Origin of the sequence: Massilia luteola (assembly GCF_034420155.1) — a bacterium.
In the GTDB taxonomy this organism is placed as follows: Bacteria; Pseudomonadota; Gammaproteobacteria; order Burkholderiales; family Burkholderiaceae_D; genus Telluria; species Telluria luteola.
In genome coordinates this window covers 239,257-262,942 of record NZ_JAXOFN010000001.1, presented here as the reverse complement: position 1 = coordinate 262,942, position 23,686 = coordinate 239,257, and the positions used below count along the sequence as shown (strand labels likewise).

At 68.5% G+C, this 23,686-nt stretch carries 18 protein-coding genes; 10 read left to right on the top strand and 8 right to left on the bottom strand.

From position 1 onward, the window contains the following. Positions 1-13 precede the first annotated feature (13 nt). The 3 genes from U9J41_RS01215 to U9J41_RS01205 are packed head-to-tail and all read right to left on the bottom strand — an operon-like array spanning position 14 to position 4,759. Positions 14-1,582: an FGGY-family carbohydrate kinase gene (locus U9J41_RS01215; RefSeq protein WP_322399777.1), complete on the bottom strand. Its 1,569-nt coding sequence runs from the start codon at positions 1,580-1,582 to the stop codon at positions 14-16. Then, the gene (locus tag U9J41_RS01210) at positions 1,566-3,170 is read right to left on the bottom strand and encodes a glycerol-3-phosphate dehydrogenase/oxidase (protein ID WP_322399776.1); all 1,605 of its coding nucleotides are present in this window, start codon (positions 3,168-3,170) and stop codon (positions 1,566-1,568) included. Before U9J41_RS01210 ends, U9J41_RS01215 begins: the two co-directional genes overlap by 17 nt. Then, a complete protein-coding gene (locus U9J41_RS01205) occupies positions 3,167-4,759 on the bottom strand; it encodes an FAD-binding oxidoreductase (RefSeq protein WP_322399775.1) in 1,593 nt (530 codons plus the stop codon). The genes U9J41_RS01210 and U9J41_RS01205 overlap by 4 nt, the downstream gene beginning before the upstream one ends. Positions 4,760-4,864: 105 nt before the next feature. On the opposite strand from U9J41_RS01205, the gene U9J41_RS01200 reads away from it, so the two are divergent. Together U9J41_RS01200 and U9J41_RS01195 are read left to right on the top strand one after the other, a co-directional pair. Further along, entirely contained in the window at positions 4,865-5,890 is a 1,026-nt protein-coding gene (locus U9J41_RS01200; RefSeq protein ID WP_322399774.1) for an AraC family transcriptional regulator, read from the top strand. A gap of 132 nt (positions 5,891-6,022) precedes the next feature. Further along, the gene (locus U9J41_RS01195; protein ID WP_322399773.1) at positions 6,023-8,284 is read left to right on the top strand and encodes a glycoside hydrolase family 31 protein; all 2,262 of its coding nucleotides are present in this window, start codon (positions 6,023-6,025) and stop codon (positions 8,282-8,284) included. A gap of 7 nt (positions 8,285-8,291) precedes the next feature. Here the strand turns inward: U9J41_RS01195 and U9J41_RS01190 are convergent, their stop codons facing one another. Beyond that, a complete protein-coding gene (locus U9J41_RS01190) occupies positions 8,292-9,047 on the bottom strand; it encodes a YoaK family protein (RefSeq protein WP_322399772.1) in 756 nt (251 codons plus the stop codon). Between the two features lie 132 nt (positions 9,048-9,179). On the opposite strand from U9J41_RS01190, the gene dapC reads away from it, so the two are divergent. The 7 genes from dapC to U9J41_RS01155 all read left to right on the top strand — a co-directional run bounded on the left by dapC (position 9,180) and on the right by U9J41_RS01155 (position 17,283). Next, positions 9,180-10,403: a succinyldiaminopimelate transaminase gene (gene dapC, locus U9J41_RS01185; RefSeq protein ID WP_322399771.1), complete on the top strand. Its 1,224-nt coding sequence runs from the start codon at positions 9,180-9,182 to the stop codon at positions 10,401-10,403. Positions 10,404-10,432: 29 nt separating this feature from the next. Further along, complete coding sequence (dapD, locus tag U9J41_RS01180; protein WP_322399770.1) at positions 10,433-11,257, top strand: 2,3,4,5-tetrahydropyridine-2,6-dicarboxylate N-succinyltransferase; 825 nt, start codon at positions 10,433-10,435, stop codon at positions 11,255-11,257. A 269-nt stretch (positions 11,258-11,526) separates the two neighbouring features. After that, on the top strand, positions 11,527-12,669 hold the full coding sequence (locus tag U9J41_RS01175) for a PilT/PilU family type 4a pilus ATPase (RefSeq protein WP_322399769.1): 1,143 nt from the start codon (positions 11,527-11,529) through the stop codon (positions 12,667-12,669). 108 nt (positions 12,670-12,777) lie between these two features. Further along, positions 12,778-13,140: an ArsC family reductase gene (locus U9J41_RS01170; protein WP_322399768.1), complete on the top strand. Its 363-nt coding sequence runs from the start codon at positions 12,778-12,780 to the stop codon at positions 13,138-13,140. Beyond that, positions 13,137-14,288, top strand: coding sequence for a succinyl-diaminopimelate desuccinylase (gene dapE, locus U9J41_RS01165; protein WP_322399767.1), 1,152 nt, complete (start codon positions 13,137-13,139; stop codon positions 14,286-14,288). Before U9J41_RS01170 ends, dapE begins: the two co-directional genes overlap by 4 nt. 12 nt (positions 14,289-14,300) lie before the next feature. After that, entirely contained in the window at positions 14,301-15,188 is an 888-nt protein-coding gene (prmB, locus tag U9J41_RS01160; RefSeq protein ID WP_056436368.1) for a 50S ribosomal protein L3 N(5)-glutamine methyltransferase, read from the top strand. Positions 15,189-15,315: 127 nt separating this feature from the next. Next, on the top strand, positions 15,316-17,283 hold the full coding sequence (locus tag U9J41_RS01155) for an ATP-binding cassette domain-containing protein (protein ID WP_322399766.1): 1,968 nt from the start codon (positions 15,316-15,318) through the stop codon (positions 17,281-17,283). Positions 17,284-17,312: 29 nt separating this feature from the next. Here the strand turns inward: U9J41_RS01155 and U9J41_RS01150 are convergent, their stop codons facing one another. Further along, positions 17,313-17,771 carry a chemotaxis protein CheW gene (locus U9J41_RS01150; protein ID WP_322399765.1) on the bottom strand — a complete coding sequence of 153 codons (459 nt, stop codon included), beginning with the start codon at positions 17,769-17,771 and terminating at the stop codon, positions 17,313-17,315. Between the two features lie 151 nt (positions 17,772-17,922). Here U9J41_RS01150 and U9J41_RS01145 point away from each other — a divergent pair, with 151 nt between their 5' ends. After that, positions 17,923-18,999, top strand: a complete 1,077-nt coding sequence (locus U9J41_RS01145; protein WP_322399764.1) for an HDOD domain-containing protein — start codon at positions 17,923-17,925, stop codon at positions 18,997-18,999. 151 nt (positions 19,000-19,150) lie between these two features. Here U9J41_RS01145 and U9J41_RS01140 read toward each other — a convergent pair whose 3' ends face one another. The 3 genes from U9J41_RS01140 to U9J41_RS01130 all read right to left on the bottom strand — a co-directional run bounded on the left by U9J41_RS01140 (position 19,151) and on the right by U9J41_RS01130 (position 23,533). Continuing rightward, the gene (locus U9J41_RS01140) at positions 19,151-21,019 is read right to left on the bottom strand and encodes a M2 family metallopeptidase (RefSeq protein ID WP_322400133.1); all 1,869 of its coding nucleotides are present in this window, start codon (positions 21,017-21,019) and stop codon (positions 19,151-19,153) included. A 100-nt stretch (positions 21,020-21,119) separates the two neighbouring features. After that, positions 21,120-23,030 carry a flagellar assembly protein A gene (locus tag U9J41_RS01135; RefSeq protein WP_322399763.1) on the bottom strand — a complete coding sequence of 637 codons (1,911 nt, stop codon included), beginning with the start codon at positions 23,028-23,030 and terminating at the stop codon, positions 21,120-21,122. A gap of 131 nt (positions 23,031-23,161) precedes the next feature. Next, entirely contained in the window at positions 23,162-23,533 is a 372-nt protein-coding gene (locus U9J41_RS01130) for a hypothetical protein (RefSeq protein WP_322399762.1), read from the bottom strand. Positions 23,534-23,686: the final 153 nt, after the last annotated feature.

Below are 23,686 nucleotides of genomic sequence, written 5' to 3'. Positions count from 1 at the left end.
CGGTAACGACGCATTATCTCGTCGGGTAGCCCGTAATCTCCGCAATCTCCCGATACAACGGCGCCAGCTGCCGATACATCTTCAGGTAGACCCGCCGGTACAGCCGCTCGTACACGTCGCGGTGCGCCGGCACCGGCTCGAACACCCGCCCCACCCGCGTCATCGCATCCATCGCCGCCGCGAAATCGCGGTGCAGGCCCAGGCCCACGGCCGCGTCGATGGCGGCGCCCAGGCCCGACGTCTCGTACACGTGCGGGCGCGCCGTCGGCAGGCCGAAGATGTCGGCCGTCAGCTGCATCGCGCAATCGCTCTGCGAACCTCCGCCCGACACGCGCAGCTCGGTGATCGCCACGCCGCTGCGCTTCTCGATGCGCTCCTTCCCTTCGCGCAGCGCATACGCCAGGCCCTCGAGGATCGCGCGGTAGACGTGCGCCCGCGTGTGCACGTCGCCGAAGCCGACGATGGCGCCCTTCGCCTCGCGGCCCGGCACGCGGATGCCGGGCGTCCAGTAGGGCTGCAGCATCAGGCCCATCGATCCGGGCGGGACGGAACTGGCCAGCTGGTCGAACAGCTTCTCGGGCGCCACGTCTTCGGCGAGCGCGCGCTGCTGTTCGGGGTGGCCGAACTGCTCCTTGAACCAGTTGACCATCCAGTAGCCGCGGAACACCTGCACCTCGCTGCTGTAGGCGCCCGGGATCGCGGCCGGATAGGGCGGCAGGAACGGCGTCGCCTCGACGTAGCGCGTGCCCGTCGTGTTGATGGTGGCCGTCGTGCCGTAGCTGAGGCACCCGACGTGCGGCTCGCGGCAGCCGGCGCCGATCACTTCGCACGCCTTGTCGGCGGCGGCGGCCAGCAGCGGCGTGCCGAACGGGATGCCGGTGGCGTCGGCCGCCGCGCGCCCGATCTCGCCCAGGCGCTCGCCCGGCTCCACCAGTTCCGGCAGCATGCGCGGCTCGACGGCCAGCGCCTGCCACTTCCAGTCGCGCGGCCCGGCCCAGCGGCGGCGCCGGTAATCGAACGGCAGATAGCCGACCTGCGAGCCGGACGAATCCGCGAAGCGCCCGCACAGCCGCCAGTTCAGGTAGCCGGACAGCAGCAGGAATTTGTCGGTCGCGGCCCACACCTCGGGTTCGTGCGCGCGGATCCAGTTGATCTCGGCCTCGCCGCGGAAATAGGCGATGGTGCCGTCCACGCGCGCCAGCTTGAACGCGGTGCGCCACCACCACGCCAGCGGCGGCACGGTGTCCGTGTGGCGCTGGTCGAGCCACGTGATCGCGGGGCGCAGCGGCCGGCCGGCGCGGTCGAGGTTGACGACGGTGCCGCGCTGCGTCGTCACCGCGACGCCGGCGATGGATTCGCGCCGCACGCCGGGCCGCGTCCACAGGCCCTGGCAGGCACGGCACAGCGATTGCCAGTAATCGTCGGGGTCGTGCTCGGCCCAGCCGGGCTGCGTGGAGAAATACGGGTCCAGCATCACCTGCGACTTGGCGACGATGTTCCCGGCGAGGTCGAACAGGATCGCGCGCACGCTCTGGGTGCCGTTGTCGATGGCGAGGATGGTGGTGTCAGTGTGGGTGGTCATCCGGCAGCCCGTGGCAGGTGGTCCAGTGCGCGCGATACGCCGCTTCTTCGTGCGCCCAGTGCGCGGCGCCCCAGCCGAGTTCCGGCCGGCAGATGGCGCGGATGCGTTCCAGGTGCGCCGCGGCGCCGTCGCGCAGCAACAGGCCAACGCGGGTGCGGCGCAGCAGCAGGTCGTCCAGGTGCTGCACGGCTTCGCAGCGCGCGGCCCAGCGCAACTCGGCCCACACGGTTTCGGTGCCGGGGATCCGTTCCAGTTCGCCCGGCTGCGCCGCATCCAGCAGGGCCGCGGTGCTGGCGCCGTGGCGGCCGTGCAGGCGGCGCAGCAGGCTCGCGCCGACGTGCGGCGCCCGCGGCGGCGGCACGGGCGCGAACACGGCGCAGGCGTCGAGCGGCTCGCGCCAGCCCGGCAGCTGCGTCCGCGCCGCGCGCAGCGCGTCGAGGGCGATGGCGCGGAACGTCGTCAGCTTGCCGCCGGCGATGGCGACGAGGCCCGGCCTGCTCCACACGACGTGCTCGCGCCCTTCCTGCGACGGCGCGCCGCCGTCCTTGCCCGCGATGACGGGCCGCACGCCGGCGAAGGTCGATACGATGTCGGCGTCGCACAGTTGCAGTTGCGGGAACTGCGCCCGCAGCGCCGCCATCAGGTAATCGACTTCGGGGCGCGTGATGCGGGCCGCGAGCTCCATGTCGTCCTCGTGGTCGAGGTCCGTGGTGCCGACGAGCGTCGCGCCTTCCCACGGATAAGCGAAGACGGGCCGGCCGTCGTGCGGATGCATCAGGCTCACGGCGCGCGCCAGCGGCAGGCGCCACGCGGGCAGGATCAAATGGCTGCCGCGCAGCGGGCGCAGGCGCGGGCCCTGGCCCGCATCGTCTCCGTGCAAGGCGCCCGACCACGCGCCCGTCGCATCGATCACGACCCGCGCGCGCACGTCGTATTCGGCGCCGTCGACGGCGCAGGCAAGCCGCGCGCCCACCACCCTGCCGGCGTCGCGCAGCAGCGCGCACGCGCCGAGATGGTTGACGGCCGCCGCGCCGTGGTCGAGCGCCTCGCGCAGCACCCGCAGCACGAGCCTGGCGTCGTCCGTGCGGGCGTCCGTGTAGACGATGCCGCCCGCGAGGCCGTCCCGTTTCACGTTCGGCGCCGCCATCAGGAAGTCGGCGGCGTCGAGCCAGTGGCGTTCGCGCCGCTTCGCCATGACGTCGTAGACCGCCAGGCCCGCCAGGAAGCTGCGCCGGCCGCGCGCGCCGGCGTAGTGCGCGAACGCGAAGCCCTGCGGCTCGACGAGGCCGGGCGCGCAGCGCAGCAGCATCTCGCGCTCGCGCACGGACTCCGCCGTCAGCCGCACGTGGCCCCCCTTCAGGTAGCGCAGGCCGCCGTGCACGAGCTTCGACGAGCGGCTCGACGTGCCCCACGCGAAGTCGTGGCGCTCGACCAGCAAGGCGCGCAAACCGCGCCGCGCCGCTTCCAGCAGCACGCCGGCGCCGCTGATGCCGCCGCCGATGACGAGGAGGTCCCACTCGCGCGCCAGCACGTCCGCCAGCCCCGCGCGCCCGCCGCGCTGCCACAGCGCGGAGAATTGTCCGCTCATGGCGTCACCAGCTTGCCCGGGTTCATGCGGCCGTCCGGATCGAAATGCGTGAACAATGCGCGCAGCGCGGCCATCCCCAGTTCTCCCTTTTCGTGCGCCAGCCACGGCGCGTGGTCGCGGCCGACGCCGTGCTGGTGGCTGATGGTGCCGCCGCCCGCGACGATGGCATCGCACACGGCCGTCTTGAGCATGCGCCAGCGCGCCAGGTCGGCGTCGTAGTCACCGGCCAGGCGCCAGATGAACGTCGAGTAGACGCTGGCGCCCTGCGGATACAGGTGCGACAGATGCGTGTACGCGTGCGCCCGTTCGCCGTCGCGCGCGAGGGCGTCGTGCGCGGCCTGTTCGATGGCGTGCATCGCGGGCGTGACACGGGGCCAGTCGAGCGCCGTCTCCACCGTGTCGATCGCATAGCCGTGCGCCCACGCGCTGTTGCGCAGGTAGACATTGCGGAAGCGGTTGCGGCGCCAAGCGTCGCCCAGCGCGCGGCCGGCGTGCACGCCGCCGTCGCGCCGCGCCAGCGCCAGCGCGGCCTTCAGCGCGGCGCGCGCCTGCGCCTTTTCGCCGCTGGCGCCCACGAGCAGCATGCATTTGCCGGCGCCCGCGCCGCGCAGCTTCAGCCAGGCTTCCAGCAGCGCCACCTGGCGCCCGTGGCCGGCCAGCGTGAGCATCGTCGCCGTCTCCCCGGCGTTCGACAGGCGCAGCAGCGACAGGCCCAAGCGCGCCTGCACGATGGTGCGCACCGCGCGCTCGGCGCAGGCCCAGTCGGGAAAGAACACGGCGTGGAACGCTTCGAACGGCGGCAGGCGCGTGATGCGCACGGCCGCTTCCGTCAGGATGCCGAGCCGCCCTTCCGACCCGAGCACCAGTTCGCGCAGGTCGGGACCGGCGGCGGACGCGGGAAAGGTCGGGATGACGAGCGGGCCGGCCGGCGTCTCCACGCGGCCGCCGGCGAACAGCTGCTCGATGCGGCCGTAGCGCAGCGATTGCTGGCCGGACGAGCGCGTGACGATCCAGCCGCCCAGGGTCGAGTAATCGAACGATTGCGGGAAGTGGCCCAGGGTGTAGCCGTGGGCGCGCAGCTGCGCTTCCAGGTCGGGCCCGGCCACGCCAGCTTCGAACACGGCCAGCTGCGCCTCCGGATCGATGGCGACGAGGGCGCGCATGCGCGCCATGTCGACGCACAGGGTCGGCCGCGCGCCGACGGCGTCCAGGTGGCCGGCGACGCTCGTGCCTCCGCCGTACGGCACGACGGCCGCATCGATCGTGCGCGCCCAGCGCAGCAGCTCGCGCACGTCGTCCGCGCTTTCCGGGAACGCGACGGCGTCCGGCGCCGCATCGATGCGGCCGTGGCGCAGGCGCAGCCAGTCGGGCAGGCTCTGGCCCGTCGCATGCGTCAGCCGTGCCTGTGCGCCGGCGTCGGCGAGGCGGTGCGCCGGCAGCCGGCCGGGCGGCAGCGCCGCGCACGACGCCTCGAATGCCGCGTCGCGCGGGGGCGTGCCCGCGCCGATGCGCCCGCGCAGGAACGCCAGCGCGGGCTCGCCCAGCGCCACGTCGACCGCATCGTCTCCCCAACCGTTCCAGCGTCGCATCGTTCCGTTCTCCCTAATGTGTTATACGGCTATACTCGTTTGCTGCCACTTTAAGAAAAACGACGACCCGAGTATTGCGGATTCATGCCAAGCGCTTGTTCGAACATGCCAGCCTCGCCGCCGCGCGTCACCGCGGCCTACCTGCAGCCGCTGCTGGAGACGGCCGCCGCAGGGGGCATCGCGCCGGCCGCGCTGGCGCAGGCGGCCGGGCTGGCGCCGGCGCTGCTCGATCCGCTGCCGGATGCGCTGGCGGCCGGCGACTACATCGCCCTGCTGGACGCGGGCAGCCGCCTCGCGGGCGATCCGCATTTCGGCCTGCACGTGGGCGAGCGCGTGCGGCCCGGCACGTACAGCGTGTACGGCCTCGTGCTGCTGGCCTGCCGCGACATCGGCCAGGCGCTGGAACAGACGCAGCGCTACGAACAACTGGCGCACGACCTCGGACGCTCGCGCCTCGAACCCGAAGGCAGCCTCGCGCGCTACACGTGGGCCAGCCATTATCCGGAAGCGAGCCGCCATCTGGCGGAAAGCGTCTTCGCCGGCATCCGCACGTTCGGCTGCTGGCTGGCGGGCCGGCCGCTGGCGCCGCGCGCCCTCGCCTTCGTGCATGCGCGCCCGTGCGACGCCGACCCGGCCGAATACGCGCGCGTGCTCGGCATGGTGCCGGACTTCGATGCGCCCGCGCACGCCGTCGACTTCGATGCATCCATCCTCGCCCTGCCGCTGCCCGCCGCGGACACGGGCATGTATCCGCTGCTGCAGCAGCACGCCGAGCGCCTGCTGCGCGCACGGGCGCAGGCGCCGGCGGGCATCGTCGCGCAGGTCCACGCGGCCGTCGTGCGCTGCCTCGCGACCGAACCCGTGCGGCTGGCCGGCATCGCCGCCGCGCTGGACCTGTCGCCGCGCACCCTGCAGCGCAAGCTGGCCGACGCCGGCGCGACCTTCCAGCACGTGCTCGACGGCGCCCGCTACGCGCTTGCGATGGACTACCTGCGCCAGGACGGGCTGTCGCTCGTCGACATCGCCTTCCTGCTCGGCTTCCAGGAACAAAGCGCGTTCACGCACGCGTTCCGCGAGTGGTCCGGCATGAATCCGGGCGCCTGGCGCGAGCGCGCGCTGGCTGCGCCATGACGGCCATCATTTCTGAATGTTCGCGATAACATTTCATGTTAAACTTTGAAATAACGTCAACATGACGTTGCAACGCGCTTGCCAATCAGGGGACAACCGGCAGGTTCAACAACACGAACAGGAAGAAGAACAATGTGGAAGTCGTTATTCATTGCGGGAGCGTCCGTGTGGGCGCTGACCGGCCATGCGGCCACGCTGAGCATGCAGCGCGTGGGCACGGGCATGCAGGTGCGCACGGACACGGGCGTGCTGACGATCGAGCCGGTGGCGCCGCGCGTGGTCCACGTGCGCTTCGGCCCGGCCGGCTTCGCGGGCAATTACAACCCGGTCGTGATCGCGCCGCCCGAGAAGATCGCATTCAAGATCGGCGAGGCGGCCGACGCCTGGACGCTGTCGACGGCGGACCTGCGCGTGCGCGTGGCGCGCCCCGGCGGCGATATCACGTTCCAGACGGCGGACGGCAAGGACATCCTGCAGGAAGGCGGCCGTGACGTCGCCCACGGCGCCACGCAGCGCTTCCAGACGGAGACCATCCTGTACGGCCTGGGCCAGCACCAGAACGGCCTGCTCGACTACAACGGCACCATCACGCGGCTGCAGCAGGCCAACCGCGACGTCGCCGTGCCGATGCTCGTATCGCCCAAGGGGTTCGGCATCCTGTGGAACAACGCGGCCGTCACGGACGTCGAAGCCGGCCTGCCCTCGGGACCGGCGATCCTGATCCGTTCGGAAGCGGGCGGCGTCGATTACCACTTCATGTACGGTCCGGAACTCGACGACGTGATCAAGGGCTACCGCCGGCTGACCGGCACGGCCCCGATGATGGCGCGCTGGACCTGGGGCCTGTGGCAGTCGAAGGAACGCTACGCGACGCAGGACGAGCTGCTGGGCGTCGCGGCGAAGTACCGGGCGATGCACGTCCCGCTCGATGCCGTCATCCAGGACTGGCAGTACTGGACGCCGGGCCAGTGGGGCAGCCACCAGTTCGACAAGGCCCGCTACCCCGATCCGGCGGCGATGGTGAAAAAACTGCATGACGAGAACGTCCACGCCATCATTTCCGTGTGGGCCCGCCTCGATCCGGACACGGCGAACACGCATGCGCTGGACGCCATCGGCGGCCTGTACCCGTCCACCTACCCGAACGTCTACCCGGCCGGCAAGGGACGCTGGTACGACGCGTACAACCCGCGCGCCCGCGACCTGTACTGGCGCCAGATCATGCGCAACCTCGGCACGCTCGGCTTCGACGGCTGGTGGCTGGACGCGTCGGAAGCGGAGCTGGGCGGCTGGTGGGGCCAGATGCGCGACGTCAAGACGGCCGCCGGTCCCGGCAGCGTCGTCTACAACGCGTATCCGCTGCTGCACACGACGGCCGTGCATGACGGGATGGTGCGCGACCAGCCCGGGAAACGCGCGTTCATCCTGACCCGCTCCGCCTACGCCGGCCAGCAGCGCAACGCGGCCATCACATGGTCGGGTGACACGATGGGCAACTGGGACACGTTCCGCCGCCAGGTGCCGGCCGCGCTGAACTTCACCCTCACCGGCATCCCGTACTGGTCGGCCGACATCGGTGGCTTCTTCGGCGGCAAGCCGAAAGACCCGGCATACGCGGAACTGTTCACGCGCTGGTTCCAGTTCGGCGTCTTCAATCCGATGTTCCGCGTGCACGGCACCGGCGAGGGCAAGGAGATCTGGGCGTTCGACGACGCCACGCAGACGATCCTGCGCAAATACATCGACCTGCGCTACCGGCTGCTGCCCTACATCTATTCGGCCTCGTGGGACGTCACGCACAACGACGGCACGATGATGCGCGCCCTCGCCTTCGACTTCCGCGACGATACCCAGGCGCTCCACATCCCCGACGAGTACATGTTCGGCAAGGCGCTGCTCGTGGCGCCCGTCGTGCAGGCGCATGCGCAGGCGCGCGAGGTCTACCTGCCCGGCAAGGACGCGTGGTTCGACTTCTGGACCGGCGCGCGCCTCGACGCGGGCCGGGTGGTGACGGCGCAGGCCGACATCGCGACCATCCCCGTCTACGTCCGCGCCGGCAGCATCCTGCCGCTGGGTCCAGTGAAACAGTTCGCGGACGAGAAGTCGGACGCGCCGATCGACCTCGTCGTCTATCCGGGCAAGGACGGCGCGTATGCGCTGTACGACGACGGCGGCGACGGCTACGCGTACCAGAAAGGCGCGCATGCGCTGGTGCGGATGACGTGGCACGACGGCGCGAAACGCCTCGACATCGCGCCGCGCGAGGGCCGCTACGACGGCATGCCGGCACGCCAGGCGTTCGCGGTGCGCTGCGGTCCGCAGGCCGGCGACGTCGTCAAGGTCGACTACGACGGCCGTGCCGCCTCCGTCGCGCTGCCGCACTGCGGCGGCTGAACGAGGGTCAGGACCTGCGCGCGCGTGCGCGCAGGTCGTCCAGCGCCGGCACGATGGCGAGGCTGCACAGCAGCAGCGCCAACGGCACCGTCGCCGCGTAGCCGAGCACCTTGAACCCGAGCGCGCCGGCCACGCCGCCGCAGAAAAAACTGCCCAGCAGGCCGCACAGCACGGCGAGGCGCGCGTGGTTGGACGCCACGCGCGGACGCGCGCCGCCGTCGGCGTTCCAGTACAACATCTTGCCCAGTTCGATGCCGATGTCGGTGACGATGCCCGTCATGTGCGTCGTGCGGATCTCGGCGTGCGACAGCTTCGTCACCAGGGCGTTCTGCAGGCCCATCGTATAGCACAGCAGCATCACGGTGGCCGGCACGAACAGGCCGCGGACGCTGGACAGGCGCGCGCCCAGCACGCCGAACGCCAGCAGCAGCACGGCTTCGAACATCAGCGGCAGCGCGTATTCGCTGGCCAGGGCGCGGCGCCGTCCGTAGTTGACGAGCAGCGCCGTGCTGGCCGCGCCCAGCAGGAACGAGAGGATCGCGCCGAGCGCGTCCAGCACGAGATCGCCGGCACCGAGCGCGAGATTGTCGGCCGCCGACGACACGACACCGGTCATGTGCGACGTGTACTGGTGCACGGCGAGGAAGCCGCCGGCATTCATGGCCCCGGCCACGCCGGCCAGCGCGAAGCCGAGGTGGCGGTTGGCGCGCGCGCTGCGCGCCTGGGCGGTCAGGGTACGGACGTAATCGACGGAACGCTGCATGATCGGTGGGCGGGTAAGGATTCCTGTGGTCAATACTACGCCGACCCGGGGCGTCCGGAAAGGTCGCCGTGGCACCGGATCTGGCTATAATTGTCCTTCTCACACCGCATATCGCCAAGAAAACACATCGCCGTGAATCCACATCTCGACCGCCTGCACCCTTATCCGTTCGAAAAGCTGCGCCAGTTGTTCGCCGGCGTCACGCCGAATCCCGACTATAAACCCATCAGCCTGGGTATCGGCGAACCCAAGCATCCGACGCCCGCCTTCATCCAGAAGGCCCTGACGCACGCGATGGCCGGCCTGGCCACGTATCCGACCACGCACGGCGGCGAGCCGCTGCGCGCCGCGATCGCCGGCTGGCTGGAGCGCCGCTATGCGATCCCGCCGCTCGACCCGGCCACGATGGTGCTGCCGGTGAACGGTTCGCGCGAGGCGCTGTTCGCGATCGCGCACAGTGTGGTCGACGCGTCGAAGCCGGGCGCCCTCGTCGTCAGCCCGAATCCGTTCTACCAGATCTACGAAGGCGCGGCCTACCTGGCCGGCGCCGAGCCTTATTTCGTGAATTCCCAGCCGGCCCGCAACTTCGCCTGCGATTACGCCAGCGTGCCGAGCGCCGTGTGGCAGCGCGTGCAGCTGCTGTACCTGTGCTCCCCCGGCAATCCGACCGGCGCCGTGCTGTCGCTGGACGACTGGCGCGAACTGTTCGCGCTGTCCGACCGCCACGGCTTCGTCATCGCGGCCGACGAGTGCTATTCCGAGATCTATGTCGGCGCCACGCCCCCGCTGGGCGCGCTGGAAGCGGCGCACCAGCTGGGCCGGAGCGGCGGCGCGCGCCCGTACGCCAACCTGATCGTGTTCTCGAGCCTCTCGAAGCGCTCGAACGTGCCGGGCATGCGCTCCGGCTTCGTCGCCGGCGATCCGGAACTGATGAAGAAATTCCTGCTGTACCGCACCTACTGCGGCGGCGCGATGTCGCCGCCGGTGCAGGCCGCGTCCTGCGCGGCGTGGAACGACGAACACCACGTGCAGGAGAACCGCACCCTGTACAAGGAAAAGTTCCACCTCATCACCCCGCTGCTCAAGCAGGTGATGGACGTGGAACTGCCCGACGCCGGCTTCTACCTGTGGGCCGACGTGCGCCGCACGGGCCTGTCGGACACGGAGTTCGCACGCGGCCTGTACGCCGAATATAATGTGACGGTTTTGCCCGGCAGTTACCTGGCGCGCGACGCGCACGGGAGCAATCCGGGACGCAACCGCATCCGCATGGCGCTCGTCGCCGAAGTGGACGAAGGACTGGAAGCGGCGAACCGCATCACGCAGTTCTGCAAGAATCTCAAGGCTTCGTCCTGAATCAGACACCAACCCAACGATAGACCATCATGACCCAACAACTCCAGACCATCATCGACACCGCGTGGGAACAGCGCGCGGACATCAGCCCGGCGGGCGCCAGCGCGGAAGTGCGCGACGCCGTCGCCCACGTCCTGGCCGGCCTTGACGACGGCAGCCTGCGCGTCGCCCAGAAAGACACCGGCAGCTGGGTCGTGAACCAGTGGATCAAGAAAGCCGTGCTGCTGTCGTTCCGCCTCGAGAACAACGTGCCCGTGGAAGGCGGCGGCATGCAGTTCTACGATAAAGTGCCGACCAAGTTCGCCGACTACACCGCCGACGATTTCGCGAAGGGCGGTTTCCGCGTCGTGCCGCCGGCCGTCGCGCGCCGCGGCTCGTTCATCGGCAAGAACGTCGTCCTGATGCCGTCGTACGTGAACATCGGCGCCTACGTCGACGAAGGCGCGATGGTCGACACCTGGGCCACCGTCGGCTCCTGCGCCCAGATCGGCAAGAACGTCCACCTGTCGGGCGGCGTCGGCATCGGCGGCGTGCTGGAACCGATGCAGGCCAACCCGACCATCATCGAAGACAACTGCTTCATCGGCGCCCGCTCGGAGATCGTGGAAGGCGTGATCGTCGAAGAGAACTCGGTGATCTCGATGGGCGTGTACATCGGCCAGTCGACCAAGATCTACAACCGCGAGACCGGCGAAGTGTCGTATGGCCGTATCCCGGCCGGTTCGGTCGTCGTGTCGGGCAGCCTGCCGTCGCCCGACGGCAAGTACAGCCTGTATTGCGCGGTGATCGTCAAGCAGGTCGATGCCAAGACGCGCGCGAAGACGGGCATCAACGAGCTGCTGCGCGGGATCTGATCCGGCATCAACGAGCTGCTGTGCTGGATCTGATCCGGCATTTGGTGGGCACGCGCCCACGCTGCGGCCTGAAAGCCGTCGTTCCCGCGCAGGCGGGAACCCAAGTACGTTTGCATACCGCGCACTCAATTGGGTCCCCGCCTCCGCGGGGACGACGTGCCATGGCTGACCATCTCCACAGCATTTTCCGCACCGCGCTGCCCAACCTTCCCCCCTCAGGTTAGAATCCCTTAAACGCGAAAAATTACGGCGAAGCAAGGGAGAGCACCATGATGATGGAACGCCTGTTCCAGTTGATGAAGGAAAAGAACGCGTCCGACATGTTCTTCGCGGTCAATTCCCCCGTACACATCAAGATCAACGGGAACCTCATCCCGATCAACCAGAACAAGCTCGAGCCGGAAAACATCCGCGTGCTGCTCGCGGAAATCGCGAGCCCCGAGCAGATGGAAGAGCTGGAGCGCGACAACGAGCTCAACATGGGCATCTCGGTCGCGAACCTGGGCCGCTTCCGCCTGTCCGCCTTCCGCCAGCGCGGCAGCATTTCCGCCGTGTTCCGTTTCGTCCCCGCGACGATCCCGCCGCTGGCCGAGCTGGGCCTGCCCGCGGTGCTGTCCGAGCTGATCATGGAAAAGCGCGGCCTGCTCCTGATCGTCGGCGCGACCGGATCGGGCAAGTCGACGACGATCGCCTCGATGCTCGACCACCGCAACGAGCAGCGCCACGGCCACATCCTCACGCTGGAAGACCCGATCGAATACCTGTTCAAGAACAAGAAAGCGATCATCAACCAGCGCGAGATCGGCAGCGACGCGAAGAGCTTCGACGTCGCGTTGCGCAACTCGATGCGCCAGGCGCCCGACTGCATCCTGATCGGCGAGATCCGCGACAAGGACACGATGGCCGCCGCCCTCGCCTACGCCCAGTCCGGCCACCTCGTGCTCGCGACCCTGCACGCGAACAACAGCTACAACGCGCTGAACCGCATCATCAGCTTCTATCCGATCGAGAACCGCCCCGCCCTGCTGCAGGACCTGTCGTCCGCCGTGAAGGCCATCGTCTCGCAGCGCCTCGTGCGCGCGAAGGCGGGCGGGCGGCGCCAGGCCGCGGTCGAGATCATGGTCAACACGCGCTACGTCGCGGACCTGATCGAGAAGGGCGGCATCGGCCAGATCAAGGAAGCGATGGACAAGAGCCTGTCGCCGGGCTCGCAATCGTTCGAAACGGCGCTGCTGGAACTCGTGCAGGCCGACCTGATCACGCAGGAAGAGGCGCTGGCCAATGCCGACTCGGCCACCAACCTGCTCTGGCTGATCAACAACGGGCCGGACAGCAAGGCGCGCGAGGAAGAAGCGCCCAAACCGGCGGAGCCGGACGGGCCGTCGTTCACGGAATTCACGCTGGATAACTGAGCGGCCGCGCCCGCGCGCTGCCCCGGCGGCGCCCTTGCTAAACTATCGGTCGGGTAGCCGGCCTGTGCTATCCTTCGCGCCTTCCCGAACGGCAAGACCCACCCCGCCATGAAAAAGATCCTCTACGGTATTCCCAACTGCGACACCGTCAAGAAAGCCCGCACCTGGCTCGCCGACAACGGCCAGGAGTTCGAATTCCATGACTTCAAGAAGCAAGGCCTGGAGCGCACCACCGTCGCGCACTGGCTCGAGCAGCTTGACTGGGAAACGCTCGTGAACCGCAAGGGCACGACGTGGCGCAAGCTGTCCGACGAGCGCCGCGCGCGGGTCGTCGACAAGGCCAGCGCCCTCGACCTGATGCTGGAGAATCCGTCCGTCATCAAGCGTCCCGTGCTGGAATGCGACGGCAAGGTGTCGGTCGGCTTTTCCGTCGAGCAGTACGAAGACCTGTTCGGAGACTGGCCGGCATGAAGCCGTCGCGCACCCATAAGCTGACGGAAGCGCTGATCGCGCTCGACTCCGTCACGCCGCAGGACAAGGGCTGCCAGCAGAAACTGAAGGATCTGCTGGCGCCCCTCGGTTTTCGGTGCGAAACGATCGAATCGAACGGCGTGACCAATCTGTGGGCGCGCCGCGGCGACGCGGCGCCGGTGTTCGTGTTCGCCGGCCACACGGACGTCGTGCCGACCGGCCCCGCCGGCCAGTGGGCGTCGCAACCGTTCACGCCGACCATCCGCGACGGCAGGCTGTACGGCCGCGGCGCGTCGGACATGAAGACGTCGATCGCCGCCATGGTCGTCGCCGTCGAGGAATTCGTGGCAATGCACCCGGAACACATCGGCTCGATCGCCTTTTTGATCACGTCGGACGAGGAAGGCCCGGCCACGGACGGCACCGTCATCGTGTGCGAGCTGCTGGAAGACCGGGGCGAGACGATCGACTATTGCCTCGTGGGCGAGCCCACGTCCAGCCACGTGCTGGGCGACATGATCAAGAACGGCCGCCGCGGTTCGCTGTCCGGCTGCCTCGTCGTCAAGGGCGTGCAGGGCCATATCGCCTACCCGCACCTGGCGCGCAACCCGATCCACCTCGCCGCGCCGGCCCTGGCCGAGCTCGCGGCCGAGCAATGGGATGAAGGCAACGAGTACTTTCCGCCGACGAGCTGGCAGATGTCGAACATCGCGGCCGGCACGGGCGCGACGAATGTGATCCCGGGCGAACTGAAGGTCGATTTCAATTTCCGCTTTTCCACCGCGAGCACGGCCGAGAGCCTGCAGGCGCGCGTGCACGCGGTCCTCGACCGCCACGGCCTCGACTACGACCTCAAGTGGACGCTGTCCGGCCACCCGTTCCTCACGCCCAAGGGCACGCTGTCGGACGCGATCTGCGGCTCGATCAAGCAGGAACTGGGCGTGACGACCGAATTGTCGACGACGGGCGGGACGTCGGACGGGCGCTTCATCGCGCGCATCTGCCCCCAGGTGATAGAATTCGGGCCACCCAACGACAGCATCCACAAGATCGACGAGCACATCGAAGTGCGATACATCGATCCGCTCAAGAACATCTACCGGCGCACGCTGGAGCGATTGCTGACCATCCCGCCGTCCGCGGCATAACGAGACCCGGCCATGACCACGACCAATTTCTGCACGCCGCGCGACCTGCTGCGCTATGCCGTCACCCGCTTCAACGGTGCCAAGCTGTTCTTCGGCCACGGCAGCGCCGAAGCCTTCGACGAGGCCGCGTACCTGATCCTGCACACCCTGAAACTGCCGCTGGACAAGCTCGAGCCCTTCCTCGACGCCCGCCTGCTGCCGGAAGAAGTGCTGCAGGTGATGGCCGTCATCGAGCGCCGCGTCACCGAACGCGTGCCGGCCGCCTACATCACGAACGAAGCGTGGCTGGGCAGCTACAACTTCTATGTCGACGAACGCGTGCTCGTGCCGCGCTCGTTCATCGCCGAGCTGATCCCGAACATGTTCAGCCCGTGGGTGGCCGATCCGGACGGCGTCGAGAACGTGCTGGAACTGTGCACCGGCTCCGGCTGCCTCGCGATCATGCTGGCGGACGCGTTCCCGAACGCCGTCGTCGACGCGGTCGACATCTCGCAGGACGCGCTGGCCGTGGCCGAGCGCAACATCCGCGACTATAAGCTCGAAGGCCGCGTGAACCCGATCGAGTCCGACCTGTACCAGCACGTGCCGTTCAAGAAGTACGACCTGATCGTCACGAATCCGCCGTACGTGAACAGCGATTCGATGGGCAAGCTGCCGCCGGAATACCTGCGCGAGCCTAGAATCGCCCTGGCCGGCGGCGAGGACGGCATGGACCTCGTGCGCAAGATCGTCGACGGCGCCGCCGAGCGCCTGAGCCCGGAAGGCGTGCTGATCGTCGAGATCGGCAACGAGCGCGAGTATGCGGAAGCGGCGTTCGGCCATCTGGGGCTGACGTGGCTGACCACCAGCCAGGGTGACGATGCGGTATTTCTGCTGACGGCCGAGCAGCTGGCGAAGTAATTTCTACGACAGCCCAAAAACCGTCGTCCCCGCGACGGCGCGGACCCAAGTATGTTAGCGAACCGCTGGCTGAAATTGGGTCCGCGCCTGCGCGGGGACGACGTTGTTTAAGACAAGCGATATTTCCATGATCCGATTCTCCAACGTCAGCCTGATGCGCGGCACGAAGCCGCTGCTGGAAGACGCCGACCTCACCCTCAATCCCGGCGACAAGATCGGCCTGATCGGCGCGAACGGCGCCGGCAAATCCAGCCTGTTCGCGATGCTGCGCAACGAACTCCACCCGGACCAGGGCGAGATCGACTTTCCCGCGCGCTGGCGCATGGCCTATGTAGCGCAGGAGACCCCGGCGCTGGACCGCCCCGCGATCGAGTACGCCATCGACGGTGACGCCCATCTGCGCACCTTGCAGGCCGAGCTGGAACGCCTGGAACACCTGCCGCACACGACGGAGAACGGCCTCGCCATCGGCCACGTGCATGCCGCGCTGGCCGATGCCGACGCCTACACGGTACAGTCGCGCGGCGAGCAGTTGCTGCTCGGCCTGGGCTTTTCGCTGGAGCAGATGCGCCAGCCCGTCGCCAGCTTCTCGGGCGGCTGGCGCATGCGCCTGAACCTCGCGCAGGCGCTGATGTGTCCTTCCGACCTGCTGCTGCTGGACGAGCCCACGAACCACCTGGACCTGGACGCCATCATCTGGCTCGAGGACTGGCTCAAGCGCTATCCCGGCACCCTGATCATCATCTCGCACGACCGCGACTTCCTCGACGAAATCGTGAACGTCGTCGTGCACATCCACGAGCGCAGCCTGACACGCTACTCGGGCAACTACTCCGCGTTCGAGCGCCAGCGCGCCGCGCACCTCGTGCTCGCCGCGGCCGCGTATGAAAAGCAGCAGCGCACGCGCGCCCACCTGCAATCGTTCGTCGACCGCTTCAAGGCCAAGGCCACCAAGGCCCGCCAGGCCCAGAGCCGCATGAAGGCGCTGGCGAAGATGGAGGAACTGGCGCCGCTGCGCGCCGCGGCCGAGTTCTCGTTCGAATTCCGCGATCCGCTGTCGGCACCGAACCCGCTGCTCGTGATGGAAGACGTGGACGCGGGCTATCCCATCCTCGACGGCCACGGCGACAAGGTCGGCGGCAAGACCATCGTCCACAAGGTGACCTTCTCGCTGCAGACGGGCCAGCGCATCGGCCTGCTGGGCGTGAACGGCGCCGGCAAATCCACCCTGATCAAGACGATCGCGGGCGACCTCGCCCCGCTGGCCGGCACGGCGACCCTGGGCAAGGGTCTCGTCATCGGCTACTTCGCCCAGCACCAGGTCGAGATGCTGCGCCACGACGAGTCGCCGCTGTGGCATTTGCAAAAGATCGCGCCGACGACGCGCGAGCAGGAGCTGCGCAACTTCCTCGGCGGCTTCAACTTCCCGGGCGATATGGTGACGAGTTCCATCGCGCCGTTCTCCGGCGGCGAGAAGGCCCGCCTGGCGCTGGCGCTGATCGTGTGGCAGCGCCCGAATTTGCTGCTGCTGGACGAACCGACGAACCACCTGGACCTCGAAACGCGCGAGGCGCTGACCCTCGCGCTGGCGCAGTTCGAGGGCACGCTGGTCGTCGTCTCGCACGACCGCCACCTGCTGCGCGCGACGACCGACCAGTTCATCATCGTGGCGGACGGCCGCCTGCAGCCGTTCGACGGCGACCTGGACGACTACAAGGACTGGCTGTTCCAGACCAAGCTGAAAGGCGACGCCGGCGCCAGCGCCCCGCTGCCCGCGTCGGCCGCCGCGGCGCCCATCGCGCCCGTCGACCGCAAGGAACAGAAGCGCCTCGAGGCGGAAGAACGCCAGCGCGTGGCGGCGCTGAAGAAGCCGATCGAAAACCGCATCAAGCGGCTGGAAGAACAGATGGCCAAGCTGAACGCGAAAAAGGCCGACGTCGACGCCCGGCTGCTGGAGCCGGGCATCTACGAGGCGGACAAGAAGGAAGAGCTCAAGAACCTCGTGGCCGACCAGGCGTTTCTCACGCGCGACCTGGGCAACCTGGAAAACGAGTGGCTGGAGCTGCAGGAGCAGCTGGAAAGTCTGGCGGCTTGACGTAGACGTACCGCGGAAACGCCGGACGGTCAGGCCACCTGGCGCGCGCCGTCCTTCTTCGGCCGGCGCACCGACATCAGCCGGTCGATGTCGACGAGGATCAGGCGGCGCGCGCCCGCCTGCCCCAGGCCGATCAGGAAATCGACCTGGGCCTGGTCCGCGCCCGGCACCGGCGACACCTGCTCGGGCGCCAGCGACACGACGCCCGTGACGCCATCCACCACCATCCCCATCACACAGCTCGACAGCCTGAGGATGATCACGTCCGTCATCGGGTCCGGCGCGCCGGGCGCCCGGCCGCAGGCGGCGCGCATGTCCACGAGCGGCATGATCACGCCGCGCGAGACGGCGACGCCCTTGACCATCTCGCCGTCCGCCGCGAACCGCTCGAGGGCCTTGAGGACGCGCAGCTCCTGCACCTTGGCGACATCGAGCCCGTATTCGAGGCCGCCGAGGGTAAAGCTCAGGAATTGGGTGGTCGTAGTCATGTGCATGGCGGATCCTTTCTCAAGATCGCCATGCTACGGCGATGACACGTGGAAATTGTTGAGTACAGTCAACAAAATATGAGACATTTCCTACCTTGCGCTCGGCGGCTGCGCCCGTACAATGTTCGGAATTGACCTAAAGGGGATAACGATGTTCCGGTGGCTGCAACGCCTGTTTTCCGGCCCGGCCGCCGCGCAACCGCAGCCGGCCGCCGTTTCTGTCGCTGACTTGACGCCCGCGCCCGATGCTGCGCCGCCGCCCGCCCGCGCGCCCTCCGGCCCCGCGACGCCCGACGCCTCCGTGCCGGCGCCGCCGCTGCCGGCCACGTCCGCCGTGTCGTTCGAACAGCTGGAACGGATCAACGGCGCGTGGAACGGCTGGCTGTTCGATCACGCCGACGGCGGCCTGGAACTCGCCGGCACCGAAACCCGCGTGCTGGACGCGCTGGCCGCGATCGTGGCGTCGCAGCAGTCCGGCGCGGCGCTGGTGCGGCGCATGCCCGGGCTCGTACCGCAACTGCTGCAAAGCCTGCGCAGCGAAACCTTCTCGGGCAGCGCGCTGTCGCGCACGATCGCGTCCGATCCCGTGCTGGTGGCGGCCATTGTCCGTCTCGCCAACAGCTGCTACCAGGGGACCGGGAACTCGATCACGAGCGTCGAGCACGCGGTGATCCTGATCGGCCAGGAAGGCTTGCGCCAGCTGATCACGACGGTCGCGTTCCGTCCCATCATCGACATGCATTCGGGCTTCTACACGCGCCGGCTCGCGCCGCACCTGTGGGCGCATTCGGAGCGCTGCGCGCTCGCCGCGCGCCGGACGGCCGGCGACGGCGTCGTGCCGTTCGACGCCTTCCTGGCCGGACTGCTGCAGAACGTGGGCCTGATCGTCAGCCTGCGCATCATGGACCAGATGGCGCAGGAAGGCGAACGGCTCGGCTCCGACGTGTTCCTGGCCCAGCTGGCGCGTGACACGCGCCGCCTGTGCGCGAGCATCGCGCGCGAATGGAATTTTCCGGATACGGTGGCGCAGGCGCTGCTGGAACAGGGTGCGCTGCGGCGCGGCGCGGCGGTGTCGCCGCTGGGCCGCCTGCTCAAGCTGACGGATTATCTTGGCAAGGTGCGCATGCTCGTCGAGCAGGGGCTGCTCGACGAAGCGGACGAGGCCTTGTTCGCCGGACTGCCGCCCGAAGCGGCGCAGTGTTACGCGGCGCTCGCGGCAACGGCGTAGGTGGACGGCGATGTCCGCGGTGCGTGCACAGGCGCGACATCTGCGCCGTCCACCCCACGGCTGCGGAAGCCACGTAGGATGGGCACCCCGTGCCCATGATGCATGACGGCGGCGCATGCATCCGGCGGGCTCGGGGAGCCCACCCGACGGTTCAACGCTTCGTCAGCTTCGCATCCTCGATCGCCAGCTGCTTGTTCTGCTCATCCAGCCAGGTCTTGAGCGGCGCGAAGTATTCCAGCATCGCGGTCGCATCCATCTTCTCCGACCCCGTGATGGCCTTCAGCGCTTCCGGCCACGGCTTGCTGGTGCCCATCGCCAGCATCTGCTGGAACTTGGCGCCAGCCTTCTTGTTGCCGTAGATCGAGCAGCGGTACAGCGGTCCCGTGTCGCCCGCTTCCTTGCACAGCGCGCGGTGGAACTGGAACTGCAGCACGTGGGCCAGGAAGTAGCGCGCGTACGGGGTGTCGCTGGCGACGTGGAACTTGGCGCCGGCATCGAAGCCGCCGTCGACGATCGGGGACGGACGCGACACGCCCTGGTACTGCTCCGTCAGCGCCCACCAGGCCTTGTCGTAGTCGGCCGGCTTGACCTGGCCGCCGTACACCTGCCAGCGCCATTTGTCGACCTTGTACGCGAACGGCAGGAACGCGACCTTCTGCAGCGCCGTGTACAGCAGCGGACCGATTTCCTGCTTCGGGTCCGGGTCCGTGTTCATCAGGCCGATCTTCTTGAGATAGGCCGGCGTGATCGACAGCGCGACGGTGTCGCCGATGGCTTCGTGGAAGCCGTCGTTGGCGCCGTTCCTGAACATCGGCGGCTGCACGCTGTACGCGAGATCGTAGTACAGGTGGCCCAGTTCGTGGTGGATGGTGCGGAAGTCTTCGAACGTCGGCGTGATGCACATCTTGACGCGCACGTCGTCCTTGCCGTCCAGGTCCCAGGCGGACGCGTGGCACACGACTTCGCGGTCGCGCGGCTTGGTCAACAGCGAACGCTCCCAGAACGTGGCCGGCAGCTTCTGCATGCCCAGCGACGTGTAGAAGCCTTCGGCATAGCGCGTCATCTCGACGGCGCTGGCCTTGCGCGCTTCCAGCAGCGCCGTCAGGTCTTCGCCCTTTTCCAGGCCGGCCGGCTTGAGGATCGGGTACAGGTTGTCCCAGCTCTGCGCCCACATATTGCCCAGCAGCTGCGCGGGAATCGGACCGTCGGCCGGAACGAGGTCCGGACCGTAGGCCTGGCGCAGCTTGTAGCGCGTGTACGTGTGCAGCGATTCGTACAGCGGCTTCACCTGCTGCCACAGGCGTTCCATCTCGGCCGCGAAGGCATCCGGCGCCATGTCGTAGCGCGAGCGCCACAAGGCGCCGGTATCGGCATAACCCATCGCGCGGGCGCCCTTGTTCGACAGGTCGACGTACCGCGCGTAATCCTGCTTGTAGGCCGGCGACTGGGCGTGCCAGCCGAGCCAGACTTCCTTCAGGCGCGCCGGATCGTGGCTCGTGGCCAGCACTTTTTCCAGTTCGCCCAGCGGCATGCAATCGGGCTTCGCGGCGCCGGCGGCGGCCGCGGGGCAGTACTTCGCCTTGCCGTACGCGCCCGTCATGCTGGCGGCCAGGCGCGCGTAGGCGGCGCGGTCGTCGGCGTTTTCCAGCATCAGCGACTGCTGCATCAGCATCAGCTTGCGCGCGCTGGCGTCCGACACCTTCAGGCCGTTGTAGCGGCGCGCCTTGAGGGCGATGTCGCCGCTCACGGTCAGGTATTGTTCGTTGGCCTGGGCGGTCAGGGTCTCGGTGTCGAGCGTGATGAAGTTCTCGGCTACCCACTCGGCGCGGCCGGCGTCGAGGCCCAGCCGGTCGAGCTTCTGTTCGGCGTCGGCGACGAAGCGTTCTGCTTCCGCTACGGTCGGCTTGCCTTTGGTGTTCGTGGCCTTGGTTGCTGCGCTTGCCGGGTTGGCGAGCAGCGCACCGGCGCACATGGCGGCAACCAGCGCGCCGATCGGGCGGCGCTGGTGGATGGGACGCATGTTGTTCAAGGTTTCCCCTCTGGTCTTGTGGTTGGATGCTGTCGAATGCGGCCTCGCGGCCGCCCACAAGTATATGCGCTCGCGCCGGCGCGGGGGAGCTTTACGCGGCCGCGGGCACCGCGTCGCTGCTCCATGCGAAGTCGCCGGCGGCGCCCATGAACAGCAGCTCGCCCGCCTGCGGACCGCGCAGGCGCGTGCGGATGTCGCGCGGCGTCCAGCGGTGCGGCGGCCCGTCCGCCGGGCTGTAGCCGAGGATGCGCACCTGCGTCTCGCCCTGCACCGACTGGATCGCCACGCCGGAGATGGTGGCGGCGTCGCTGCGCTGCGCCTCCAGGTTCGCGAGCATGCCCTTGCCGGCCAGCTGCTCGGCCTCGGCCACCTTGATCTTGGCGGAGATGTCGGCGATCGTCTTGAGCGCGGGCCCCACGTCCTGCGCCATTTTCTGGAACTGGCGCGCCTGCTCGGGCGACAGCGTGATGTCGCCCTTGCGCACGCGCGTGGCCAGCATCAGGTAGCGGTGCACGTCCGGCTTGCCCGTCATGGCGTCCATCGCGGCCCGGAGTTGCGCGGCCAGCGCTTCGAACCGCGCGACGCGCTCGCCGACGGCCGCGATGACCTCGTGGATCTGCCGGTCGTCCGCACGCAGCACGGCCACCAGCATCTCGCTCTGCTTGCGCGGCACGGTGCACTCCACCGTCACGCGCCGGCCCGCGAGCGCGCAGCCCTCGGCCATCTTGACGACGACTTCGTCCCCGACGATCTCGCAGTTCACGGCATGCGCGACCTCGACCCGCACGCCCGCGATGACGCAGTTCTCGGCGCGCTCCAGGACGATCGTGCCGTCCTCCGCGCTCAGCACCGCGGCGGACGCGACGCCGCGCACGTGGATGTCGCCGCGCGCGTTGCGGGCGCTGCCGCCCACGAGGTTCGCGCGCACGACGATCGTGCCGCCGCGCGACACGAGGCTGCCGAACACGTCGCCGTGCACGGTGACGCTGTCGGCCTCGATCACGCGCTTTTCCTGGACCTCGCCGAACTCCTCGTAATCGCCCGCCAGGATCAGGTTGCCCGTCGTCTTGGCGCTGACGCCGTCATGGCTGACGACTTTCTCCTCGACCGAAATCCGGCTCGTCTTCGCATCGACCATCAGGAAGCCGGCCTGGCTGGAGACGAGGAATTCGCCGTCGGGCATGCGCTCGACCTTCGTGCCCGTGCCCGCGTACCCCGCGAGGTCGGTGTCGCTCCCCGGCTTGGCGTGCAACGGCGTGCCGGACATCTCGAAGCCCATCGTGCCCGGCGTGGCGGGCTGCTTCTTGAGCAGACGTACGCCGGGCTGGATCTGCGGGAAGCGGTTCTGGAAGCTGTTCAGGTCGAGGCGGCCGTTGGCCAGTTCGAGCGGCGCGTCGTTGCGGTGGATGTCGTCCGAGATTTCGACGATGTGGGCATCCTCGCCCGGCACCGGATCGGCCTGGCGCGCGAACGTGATGCGGTCGGCCTTGTTCGAGGCCATCGCGGCGCGGATGGCGTCCAGGTCGAGGCCGAAGCGGATCCCCTTCGCCCACATGTCGGCGATGAATTCGTCGACGTCGAGGCGGGTCGGCAAGCCTTCGCCGTCCGGATCGGCCGGGTCGGGCAGCCAGGCGGGCTCGAAATAGTATTCGGCATAACCGCGGCCGATCTTGGCGGCGCGGTACAGCGCGCGCCGGTCCGCATCGAACGGCCGGATGTCGGCGGCGATCCGCACGACCGCGATGCCGTCCGGTCCGCACGGCAGGTCCGGCCCGTGGCCGAACAAGGCTTTCATCAGTACGGGATAGTCGACACCGACGAGGTAGTTGCCCGCACGGTAGACGTTGTCCACGGCGGCGAGCAGCGTGGTGCCGAGCACGGTAGGATCGGCATACACCCCGTCGTCGCGCTGCGCGATGCAATGCTCGGGACCGGTCGCCGCGATCCGGGGCGCCGAAGCCTGCGCCTGCGCCTGCGGTGCTGCGGGAGAGTCTGTAGTCACGATACGCGCTCCGTGCGGTTGATGCCACGGCAAGGGCTGGGCCGGGGCGAATCCGGCTAGCGTATCATGTTGTCAGCGGAAAATAAACAACAAGCAACAAAGTTGATGTCGGGAAACTCCCGACATCCCGGTCAGCGGCGCTGCGGGTACAGGTCCATGCCCGCTTCGTTGATCTGGCGGCGCAGGTCGCGCCGTTCGTCAGGCGTCATGCGCCCGCTGCGGCGCTCGTGCTGGGGCTCGCGCTGTTCACGCTGCTCCTGCTGCGGGGCACGGCGCTGATCCTCGTAGGCGGCACGGATGTCGTCGCGCTGGTCGCGGTCTTGCTGCGGAGGCAAGCGAAAGCGCGACGGTTGCGGCATGTCGCCGCGGTCGTCCCGGCGGTCACCGTGTTGCTGGGCAAACGCGCTGCCGGCCCCCAGCACCAGGGCGCACGCCAGCACAGCAAAGCGGGCCAGGCGGCCTGCCTTTTTCGCTGCGTGATGGTATGTGAACGCACTGTTCATGGTGTTCCTCTTTCGCTTTGCCTTGTTAGGAGTAAGCTGTAGCGTGAGCTGTGGATCCAGCGGTGATTCGATGAGGCCAGTGTATGAGGAATCGGCTCCAGGCATAAGGCGAAATGGGTAAAGTTTGTAACACAATGTAATGGCTCAACGATA